Annotated in this window: 8 protein-coding genes and 1 tRNA gene; 6 read left to right on the top strand and 3 right to left on the bottom strand. The window is 65.5% G+C overall.

The window, feature by feature from the left end:
* Positions 1 to 73: 73 nt before the first annotated feature.
* Positions 74 to 829 (bottom strand): hypothetical protein, encoded by a 756-nt coding sequence (locus ACRDUX_RS22865; protein ID WP_526416787.1) that lies wholly within the window; start codon positions 827 to 829, stop codon positions 74 to 76.
* Between the two features lie 226 nt (positions 830 to 1,055).
* Between ACRDUX_RS22865 and ACRDUX_RS22860 the strand changes: the two genes are divergently transcribed.
* Positions 1,056 to 1,550 (top strand): AMIN domain-containing protein, encoded by a 495-nt coding sequence (locus tag ACRDUX_RS22860; protein WP_526416785.1) that lies wholly within the window; start codon positions 1,056 to 1,058, stop codon positions 1,548 to 1,550.
* Positions 1,551 to 1,566: 16 nt separating this feature from the next.
* A complete protein-coding gene (locus tag ACRDUX_RS22855; RefSeq protein WP_526416783.1) occupies positions 1,567 to 2,256 on the top strand; it encodes a HEAT repeat domain-containing protein in 690 nt (229 codons plus the stop codon).
* A 12-nt stretch (positions 2,257 to 2,268) separates the two neighbouring features.
* On the opposite strand, the gene ACRDUX_RS22850 is transcribed toward ACRDUX_RS22855, so the two are convergent.
* Entirely contained in the window at positions 2,269 to 3,504 is a 1,236-nt protein-coding gene (locus tag ACRDUX_RS22850; protein ID WP_526416791.1) for a serine hydrolase domain-containing protein, read from the bottom strand.
* 212 nt (positions 3,505 to 3,716) lie between these two features.
* Here ACRDUX_RS22850 and ACRDUX_RS22845 point away from each other — a divergent pair.
* Positions 3,717 to 3,800: transfer RNA gene (locus ACRDUX_RS22845), tRNA-Leu, on the top strand.
* A 133-nt stretch (positions 3,801 to 3,933) separates the two neighbouring features.
* Positions 3,934 to 4,386 (top strand): hypothetical protein, encoded by a 453-nt coding sequence (locus ACRDUX_RS22840; protein WP_526416781.1) that lies wholly within the window; start codon positions 3,934 to 3,936, stop codon positions 4,384 to 4,386.
* A 156-nt stretch (positions 4,387 to 4,542) separates the two neighbouring features.
* Here the strand turns inward: ACRDUX_RS22840 and ACRDUX_RS22835 are convergent, their stop codons facing one another.
* Positions 4,543 to 4,932, bottom strand: a complete 390-nt coding sequence (locus ACRDUX_RS22835; protein WP_526416789.1) for an HGGxSTG domain-containing protein — start codon at positions 4,930 to 4,932, stop codon at positions 4,543 to 4,545.
* 67 nt (positions 4,933 to 4,999) lie between these two features.
* Here ACRDUX_RS22835 and ACRDUX_RS22830 point away from each other — a divergent pair, with 67 nt between their 5' ends.
* Positions 5,000 to 6,085 carry a PEP_CTERM-anchored TLD domain-containing protein gene (locus ACRDUX_RS22830; RefSeq protein WP_526416779.1) on the top strand — a complete coding sequence of 362 codons (1,086 nt, stop codon included), beginning with the start codon at positions 5,000 to 5,002 and terminating at the stop codon, positions 6,083 to 6,085.
* 235 nt (positions 6,086 to 6,320) lie between these two features.
* On the top strand, positions 6,321 to 7,044 hold a 724-nt coding region (locus ACRDUX_RS22825), incomplete at its 3' end, for a hypothetical protein (protein ID WP_526416777.1).

Raw genomic sequence — 7,044 nt, 5'->3', positions numbered from 1 at the left:
GTCTTGTTGCAGCCGCCGCAGCCGGCGAGCGAGAGGGCGAACAGGGCTGCCAGTGCCTGAGTCGTGATTCGCGTCATTCTCTGCGCCTCGAGACGGTGGGCGTCGCGGTCGGCCGCGCCCGCGGTGGCTGGGTCGGATTCGGCTTTCTCTGCAGAACGAAGCGGGAGACCGGGCCCGGGTTGCCGTCGGTGTCGCGCAGGCGCACGCTGACCAGCGTATCGCCGTCGGGGAACTGCCAGGAGCGCGCCACGACGAGGCAGAACTGGACCTTGGTGTCCTTGTTGGCGAATTCGAAGTCGCCGTACTTGTTGAGCGTGCACGACGAGTTCGATTCGATGAAGGTTTCGAAGCGGCAGGACAGATCGTTCAGCGCCGCGGCGACCTTGGCCGTATCGGCATAGCTGGGCGGATCGATCGCCGGTATGCCGCCGATGCTCGGCCGGCGCTGGTCGCACACCGCGGCGCTGCCGTCGCCGAGCGGGCGGTCGACCTCGATCTCCAGATCGGGGCGCAGCGAAGGATCGTTGGCATCGTAGCGGAAGATGCTGCGGCCGACCTCGACGTTGCTGATGCCCGGCTTGCCCTCGATGACGATCATGAAGCCGGCGCCGACCGGGTGGCGGTAGATCGGCACGCCCTGGGCGGTCTTGCCGGTCGGTGCCAGGACGCGGCCGTCGGCGCTGGCGGCGCCGGCGTGGGTGACGATCGGTCCGACGATCTTGCCGGCCGCCTTCTGCGCGTCGCTGTCCGGGTTCTTCACCGGGCGCGTCGGCAGCGGCGGGGCGCCGGCGGGCAGCGGCGTGGCCTTCGGTACGGTCGGCACGGCCACGGGCGTGGCGTAGAGGGCCGGGGTGGCGGCGGCGGGTTTTGCGGCTGGTGGCGTCGACTGAACGGTCGAACATCCGACCGCCCCACAGAGAAGCGCCACCACCGCCGCTGAAGCTCTACGCATTCCCACCTCCGAAACCTGCTGAGTATATCGAGCGTTTGTACCGGCGGGTCTGGGGGGAGTCAAGGTTGCTGCACGGCGCCCGCTCCGGTATCACTGATGGTCCATGATGCGAATTCGCCCGCTGTTCTGCGGCGCGCTCGCCTTGGCGGTCCTGGCTGGTGGCTGTGTCACCCGCAAGCCCGCTGACGAGCTCGGCGCTGAAGATCCCGCTGTCTCCGCCAGTCTGTCGGCCATCGACGTCCCGCTCGACCTGCGCGAGTTCGAGGTCGTCAGCGCCGAGGGTGGCTTCCGCGGCGTCTTCCTCAAGCTCTCGCGGCTGCCGACGGCGGTGACCCATTCGAGCTACAACAACCCGGCCCGCATCGTCCTCGACATCCAGGGGCCGACCGGCACCGAATCGGGCGAGGAAGTGTTCCCGGGCGGCGATTCGCTGGTCTCCACGGTGCAGGTCACCCGCCAGCTCGGCTCGCTGCGCGTCGTGCTCGACCTGCAGGCCGACAGCCCGCCCGACTACGCCGTCTTCCCGATGGCCGATTGGGTGATGATCCGCCTGATGCCGGTAGACCCCAAGGTGCGACCGTGGGCGCACCGCGGGTGAGCCGGTTGGACGTGCAATGATGATGTCGCGCACCCGCATCGTACTGGCGAGCCTGGCGGTCGCCGGTCTCGTGGCCACGGCCGGCGGCCGCGCCGGGGCGCAGATCTCGGCCGACCAGGTGCGCAAGCGCTACGACAAGCAGACCAAGGGCACCAGCGTCGAAGACTTCGCTCGCCAGATGGACAGCGAGGACCCGATGGAGCGCCTGCAGGGCCTGCGCTCGATGACCGAGTCGAACGAGCCGGCCGCCATCGCCTACATGGTGCAGGCGCTGGGCGATTCCGACATGCGCGTCAAAGCCAAGGCGATCGACTCCTGCGGCGACCTGCGCGCCGCCGACGCCACCCCGGTGCTGATCCAGCAGCTCTTCCTGCGCGGCACCGAGCCCGAGGTGAAGCAGCGCATCCTGGCGGCGCTCGGCAAGATCGGCGACCAACGCGCCTCCAAGCCGATCGTCGAGTTCCTCGGCCGCGATCTCGACCACGCCACGCGCGGCACCGCCATCTTCGCCCTCGGCGACATCGGCGACCCCGAGACCATCGAGTTCCTGCAGAACGTCGAGCGCACCGAGCCGCACCCGACCATCAAGCGCCTGGCCCGCGAGGCGCAGGCCAAGGTGAAGTACCAACAGGCGATGCGGCAGACCGAAGCCCCGCAGCCGCTCGACACCTTCCTGCGACCCGAGCCCCAGGGCCCGCCGCAATAGTCCCGACCCGCGTCACGGCCTGACCTTCCCGCGCGGTGCGGAAGGGGCGAGCGGCGACACCTCGTAGATCTGGTCGAGCACGTTCACCATGAGCGTGTTGGCCGGCTGCTGTCCGTCGAGCGCTACGGCCAGATTGGTCCACACGACCAGCGTCATCTGGTTGGCTGGGTCGTAGCAGATCTTCGAGTTGTAGCCGGCGGTCTCGCCGCCGTGAAAATAGAGCGTGTTCGGGCCCCAGCGCAGTTGGGCGATGCCGTACCCGTACTGCTGTCCGTCGGGCTTGGCTGGGTCCTCGGGCCGCAAGCCGTCGAGCCAGCGGCGCTGATAGGCGGCGTCGAGCACCTGGCCGGCGACCAGTGCCCGGATCCAGATGGCGAGATCGTTGGCGGTGGAGACGACCCCCCCGGCTGCCGCGGCAACGGAATGGTTCAGGCCCGTGTAGTCATTCGGCCGCAGGGTGCCGGCGCGGGCCGCGGCCTGGACCTCGGGTGCGTAGGACGGTGAGCCCATCAGGGCGACCGAGGTGCTGCCGTACAGGTAGCCGTGCGAGTAGGGCTCGGGGAGGGTGTTGACCGCACTGGCGGGCAGCACGGTGTGCTGCAGGCCCAGCGGCCCGAACAGCCGGTCCCGCATCACCTGCGCCAGGGGCTTGCCATGGATCTTCTCAGCGACGAGGCCGAGCAGCGCGTAGTTCGTATTGTTGTACTCGTAGGCTGTCCCGGGCGGGAAGTTGGGTGGCCGCGCGAACGCAATGGCCAACACGTCGGCGGCGGACCACACCCTGGTCGGGTCACGATCCAGGCTCGCCGATAGCGCGGGCGCATTGGTGTAGTTGTAGAGGCCGCTGCGCATCCCCAGCAGCTCGGCGATGCTGATGTGGTCGCCGTTGGGCACGCCCGGGACGTACTGTGAGACCGGATCGTCGAGACGGAGCGTGTCTTCCTGCGCCAGCTGCATCAGCACCGCGGCGGTCATCGTCTTGGTATTCGAAGCGATCCTGAAGTGGGTGTCAGCGCTGGGCGGGCTGGCAGTGCCCAGCGCGGTGGTGCCGTAGACCGCCGTGAACTCGCCCTGCGGTGTGCGCAACAGCACCAGGGCGCCGGGGACCAGGAGTGCCCGGGCGGTCGTCTCCACCATGGCCTGCAGCGCAGCCTGGTCGATCGGCCTGAGCGCCGACGAGCCTGGCGTGGCGGCGGGCGGCGGGAGCGCGCTGGTTCCGGGAGGCGTCGATGCAGTCGCCAGAGTCATGCCCCCGGCGAGCAGGAGTGAGCAAACGATCATCACGCCCATTCCCTACAACACACAGGCCCCTCTTCGCCTGGGTCAGCACAGTGCTGATCATCAGAATCCGCTTCCTCCGTTCAGTGCGCGTAATCCGGAGCAGGTTCTTTTCCCCACGCACGCCGTGGCGGCACGGACCCGTTGCAGTCGGGGCCCAACGATGGCACGTTCCTGCGCACGGCCTCGTGGTGGAATTGGCAGACACGACAGACTCAAAATCTGTTGTCCGAAAGGGCGTGGGCGTTCGAGTCGCCCCGAGGCCATTCAATAACTTAGACGCTTCCGGAACCACTACCTGGCCAAGCGCCCTCCAAGCGCTGAACACACTGTGGACACAGTTGGAAAACAGTGAAACAGTCGCGGCGCCCGTTGGGGGACGACGCAAAGTCGATCCTCTTGCTCAAGAACAACACGAGCGATGACAGCAAGGACAAGCTGATCTGGAAGTGGTTGAAGGGCGCGGGCACCACGCTGGGCGAGCTGGGCACGCCAAACGCGCTCACGGAGTACACGCTCTGCCTGTATGCCGGCACCTCCTCCGCCGCGCTCACCATCCCTGCGGGTGCGCCAAGCTGGCAGACACTCGGCAGCACGGGGTTCAAGTTCAAGAGCGCGAACGGTCTGCCTGACGGTGCACAGAAGGTGATTCTCAAGAGCGGCGCCGCCGGCAAGGCGAAGGCCCTGGTGAAGGGCAAGGGGACCTATTTGCCCGACACGCTCGCCCCGGCGCTGACGCTGCCGGTGACCGTGCAGCTGGTCAACGACTCGAACAGCACCTGCTTCGAGGCGGTCTACAATTCCGGCGCCGTGATCAAGAATACCGCGACGCAGTTCAAGGCGAAGCAGTAGTCTCGGCTGCTCCACCGCACCACAACGCGGCTCCTGCGGCATCTCGTCGCAGGGGCCGTCTTCATCCGGGGAAAGCCAGGTTCGTCGTAGAATCGCCAAGCGGTGAGGTGCGCGTCGTTCGCCCAACCTCATGGTGCCCCAACGGCCGACGTTCGCTCACGGGCCAAGCGCCACCATCAGGGACCGAGCGGCTTTACGTTCCAGCACGGCAAGCCGGCCATGCTCCCCGTGTTTCAGGGCATTTTGGTTGCCAGGCGGTGCGCCGCTGCCGCGGGCGCCGCCGTGCATCCGACCGCGGCGCCGGCCGCGCACCCGGGGCGCTCGGCATGGCGCCCCTGCCCGTGTCCGCGCCCCGCAGCGCGGTGCCGTCGACGGGTCACCGGGCGGGTTGCCATGGCGCAGCCAGCCGCGCGCAGCGCTTCCGAATGCGAAACCACTACTGCTGACACTACGGGTTTTCCCTAATTGCTTTCGGACTGTGGTTGCTTGTACGTGGCAAAAACGAAACGTGCGCCGGCGGGGACACCGGCATGCGAAGCCCGTCACACGACGGGAGGCGGGGGGAAAGATGGTTTTGAGGAGCACCACGTGCCTGTGGGCGATCGTTGTTCTTGTGGCCGCCGTGGCGGGCACGTCATCCGTCGCTTCTGCCGGCACCGTCGTCGGGGGATCGGCCCTTCTCGGGGCTTCGGACGTGGCGCAGCTCGAGGCATGGCTGGGTGCGGGGCCGCTGACGCTGACAAAAGTGTTTGACCGTGTCCCGGGCGACGGGAAGCGAGGCACAGACTTCCACGCCGCGGTTGATGGAATGGGCCCTACCTTCACCGTGCTCGAGGTGACTGGTCCTGAGACGACGATCATTGGCGGCTACAATCCGAACAGCTGGCAGGGAGGCTCGGGGTACGTTTATACCCCGCTCGATGCAGATCGGACAGCATTTCTGTTCAATTTGGTGGACGTAGTGATCCAACGCCAACGCCTCGGTGTTGCAGAAGGGGAATATCAGACAGCCTCTTTCTCGTACGGTTTCATGTTCGGCGGAGGACATGACATCGATGTGGAGGAGACTCTCGACGGAGGATATTTGAATTACTTTTCATACGGCGATGGGCCGACCAATATTCTCGGCGATACGTCTTTTACGAACCCCGCCGAGTTTGGTCGTATTGAGGTGTTTGCATTGAACACCCCGTGTGGGTCCGTGCCCGCTTTTGGCTGCCTGACATCACTGAAGTCGAAGTTCTCGATGAAGAGTCCTTCGGATGACTCAAAGGACAAACTCATCTGGAAGTGGGTCAAGGGAGGCGCCTTGGATCAGTCGCAGCTTGCCGACCCGACCGAGCCGGTCTTGAGTGCCAGCTACTCGCTGTGTGTCTATGCCGGGAGCGCCAACGCGCTGATTGCCTATGCGGGAATGCCACCAGGCGAGGGATGGAGCGCAATCGCCGACAAGGGTTACAAGTTCAAGGGCGCCGGCCCGAACGATGTGACGAACGCGTTGCTGAAGGCCGGTACCAGCGCGAAGTCGAAAGCGCTGGTCAAGGGTGCGGGCGCAGGATTGCCTGACCCAGCGTTGCCACTGACTTACCCAGTGACGGTGCAGCTCAAGAAGAACGGCTCGCCGCTCTGCCTGGAGAGCACGTTCACCTTCGCCGACGAGAAGAAGAACGACGCGACGCAGTTCAAGGCGAAGCAGTAGCGCCCATTGCTCAGCGGCGCAGACGGCCCCTGCAGTACCAACGGCAAGACCAAGATTCTCGAACAGCGATGGGTACACCGCAGGTGACATTTATAGCGCTCTGACTGAGTCAAGATAACCACAGTGATGCCCGCATGAGCGCGGCCGCGCACCTGAGCGCGAGCCCCAGGGATTGGTAAGGAGGGACACGATGATTTGCCGAATTTTGATGTGTGCCGTCGTCGTATCAACGACGATGACGCTGCCTGGGGACTCACGGGCGACGGTGGTCTCGTTTACGGGCGGAACGGTCACACTCCTAGACGCGACAACCGAGACCACCGACAACGATTCGCTCTGGGAAGATGTCGACTTCTATGAAGAGGGCGGGTTCCGGCTCGACTTCGTTCCCAATGCCGGCTCTGCCGGGATCTCGACGAACATCGGCAACTACTACGACGCTGACAACGACGTGATTCACGCCCATTGGGCGACCGGGGAGTACGGCGATGTCGTCTCGATCGAGATCACCAAGATCGGTGGCGGCACTTTTGACCTGAACTACTTCGTGCTCACGTCGAACACCGATGAAGGTGGCAGCCCGGCATCCGGAAACGAGCAGGCCTTTGTGGAAGGCTTCAACAACAGCGTCTCCACCGGACCGCCTGTCATGCTCCCGAGCGAGGACTGGGGTTTCCCCGGCACCGCCGTGTATCTTGGCAGTGCCTTCGACGCGGTCGACAAGGTGGTCTTTACCGCGGCGAATCCGGTTGACTGCTTCGGCATGGACGAGTTTTTCATCGATGAGCCTGCGCCTCCGCCGACGTGCGAGATCCGCAATACCTGCCGGAGCGCCGGCAAGTCGATCCTCTTGCTCAAGAACAACACGAGCGATGACAGCAAGGACAAGCTGATCTGGAAGTGGTTGAAGGGCGCGGGCACCACGCTGGGCGAGCTGGGCACGCCAAACGCGCTCACGG

It is taken from the genome of Mycobacterium sp., from assembly GCF_050701675.1.
GTDB lineage: Bacteria > Actinomycetota > Actinomycetes > Mycobacteriales > Mycobacteriaceae > Mycobacterium.
The sequence above is the reverse complement of the archived record's forward strand: the minus strand, read 5'-3'. Positions and strand labels throughout refer to the sequence as shown.

Coding starts and splice junctions, on each gene's coding strand:
- ACRDUX_RS22860 (WP_526416785.1), top strand. CDS start 1,056: ATGATGCGAATTCGCCCGCTGTTCTGCGGCGCGCTCGCCTTGGCGGTC.
- ACRDUX_RS22855 (WP_526416783.1), top strand. CDS start 1,567: ATGATGATGTCGCGCACCCGCATCGTACTGGCGAGCCTGGCGGTCGCC.
- ACRDUX_RS22850 (WP_526416791.1), bottom strand. CDS start 3,504: ATGACTCTGGCGACTGCATCGACGCCTCCCGGAACCAGCGCGCTCCCG.